At 73.6% G+C, this 769-nt stretch carries 2 protein-coding genes; both read right to left on the bottom strand.

Annotation, left to right across the window (positions count from 1 at the left end; translation table 11 throughout):
* On the bottom strand, positions 1–481 hold a 481-nt coding region (locus ABD297_RS23620; RefSeq protein ID WP_344257621.1), incomplete at its 3' end, for an ATP-binding protein.
* The coding region (locus ABD297_RS23615) for a hypothetical protein (RefSeq protein ID WP_344257619.1) at positions 481–769 on the bottom strand (289 nt) is incomplete at its 5' end. The genes ABD297_RS23620 and ABD297_RS23615, both read right to left, overlap by 1 nt.

Below are 769 nucleotides of genomic sequence, written 5' to 3'. Positions count from 1 at the left end.
GCCGGCCGGCGCGGTGGGCCTCGGTCAGGCGGGTGACCCAGTCGGTCGCGGTCGCGAACAGCACGCGGTGGCCGTGGCCGGCGGCGGCGATGCCCAGGCCGGTGGCCAGGTGGGTCTTGCCGGTGCCGGGCGCGCCGAGCAGCACGACGTTGCGGGCCTCGGTGAGGAAACCGCCGGAGGCCAGGGCGGCGATCTGCTGGCGGACGGCGGGTTGGGCGTCCCAGTCGAACTCCTCGAGGCTCTTGCGCGCGGGGAAGCCGGCGGCCCGGATCCGCAGCTGGGCGCCGGAGGCGTTGCGGGCGGCGACCTCCCGGTCCAGGACCGCGGCGAGGTACTCCTCGTGGGTCCAGCCGGCGTCGCGGGCATGGTCGGCCAGCCGAGCAGCGGACTCGATGATTCGAGGCGCTTTCAACGCTGCCGACAGGTAGGTCAGCTGCTTGAGCGCCGCACTGACGGCGTCCGTCTTGGCCTTGGCTAACATCAGGCCACCTCACCGTCAGCCTTGCCGCCGGTGCCGCCGGTGCCGCCGGTGCCGCCGGTGCCGACGGTGCCGCCGGTGCCGCCGGTGCTGCTGCCGGTGCTGCCGTCGGTGAGTTCCTCGACCGCACAGAGAGTTTCACGCTCGAGGGCGCCATCGAGCAAGCCGAAGGCTCGGTCGTAGTCGGCAAGGTCGCGTGCGAGCTCGTCGCCGGCAACCGGCACCGGTTGGGTGGGGTGCAGGTACTGCTGCCGCAGCTGTTTGGCTGCGGCGAGGTGGGCCGGGTCGGTG

Origin of the sequence: Terrabacter carboxydivorans (assembly GCF_039532035.1) — a bacterium.
In the GTDB taxonomy this organism is placed as follows: Bacteria; Actinomycetota; Actinomycetes; order Actinomycetales; family Dermatophilaceae; genus Terrabacter; species Terrabacter carboxydivorans.
Note: the sequence above shows the minus strand (reverse complement) of the source record. Positions and strands in the feature narration are given on the sequence as shown.